The sequence below is a fragment of the Bacillus sp. GMs2/2 genome (assembly GCF_050172095.1).
Classification (GTDB): domain Bacteria; phylum Bacillota; class Bacilli; order Bacillales; family Bacillaceae_G; genus Bacillus_A; species Bacillus_A cereus.
In genome coordinates, this window is sequence record NZ_JBNLYE010000704.1 from 1 (window position 1) to 1,251 (window position 1,251).

The following is a 1,251-nucleotide window of genomic DNA, read 5'->3' on the forward strand; positions in this document are numbered from 1 at the left end:
CTATGGAGAAGCCTAAAATTAGTATAGTTGTAGCGGCGTATAATGTTGAGGGTTATATTGAAAAGTGTTTGGAAAGTCTTATTGCGCAGAGTATTAAGGAAATTGAAATATTAGTTATAAATGATGGTTCACGTGACAATACAGTAAATATCGCTAATGAGTTTACAAAGCGTGATAAACGTGTACGAGTAATTTCTCAAGAAAATGGTGGCTTAAGTGCTGCAAGAAATACGGGAATTAATCATGCTAGTGGGGAATTTATAGCATTTGTAGATGGTGATGACTATTTAGATAAATCTATGTATGAGAATTTATATAAAAAAATCATTCCAGGTAATATTGACCTGGTAGTTTGCGGTTTTAAAAAGATCTGGTTAGATGAGGGTGCGAGTAAGCTACGGGAGAAAGAATATTATTTTAACAAAGATCTATTGAATGGTGATGTCCTAGAGAATTTTCTTTGTAAACATGATGAGCCTTTTGTTGTAGCTTGGAACAAGTTATATAGAACAGAAATAATTAAAGAAAATAAATTATATTTTGAAAATCGTGCTTTTTTTGAAGATGTAGGTTTTATGCCGAGATATTTATATTTTTGTAATAGTATAGAAGTAGTAAATGAAGCTTTGTATTATTATATCCAGAGGGAAGGATCAATAACTCGAAGTTATAATCCGATCATTGATGAATCTCTAGTAAATACAATGAATGTATTAAAAACATTTTTTAAAGAAAGTTCCTACGAGAAATTTTGTGGAGTGGTTGAAGCAAGGTTGTGGATATACTTAATAAACTACTCATTAGAAAATAAGAAACCTGTAAAAGAGAAAAAAAGACAACTGAATAGTCTTTCAGATTCTTACAACCTATTACCATTTAAGCATAGGGTAGGTGCTGTTTTATTAAAGATAGGTTTGTATGAAGTTTTATTTAAACGTTTAAGGAGTTCATAAAATGTTTGCATATATTTTTATGCTAATACTATCGTTATTAACCTTATTGAAGGGGAGATATGCTCAAGTATTCTATTGGTTGGCTAGTACGTACGTTCTTTTATTAGCCGGATTTAGATATGGAGTAGGGACAGATTATTATTCTTATGAAAGAATGTATACTGAGGGAAGAGTTTGGTTTTCAGAACCTGGGCTAGTATATATAATGGACTTCATGAAATTTTTAGGCATACCAGTCCAAATCTTTTTCTTAGTTATAGCATTTCTTATACAGTATTTTATTTATAAGGCAATAAAG

At 30.6% G+C, this 1,251-nt stretch carries 2 protein-coding genes; both read left to right on the forward strand.

What is annotated here, in order from left to right:
- The coding region (locus ACQGS6_RS28825) for a glycosyltransferase family 2 protein (protein WP_426966057.1) at window positions 1-953 on the forward strand (953 nt) is incomplete at its 5' end.
- Window position 954: 1 nt separating this feature from the next.
- A partial coding sequence (locus ACQGS6_RS28830; protein WP_426966058.1) for an EpsG family protein occupies window positions 955-1,251 on the forward strand: 297 nt, incomplete at its 3' end.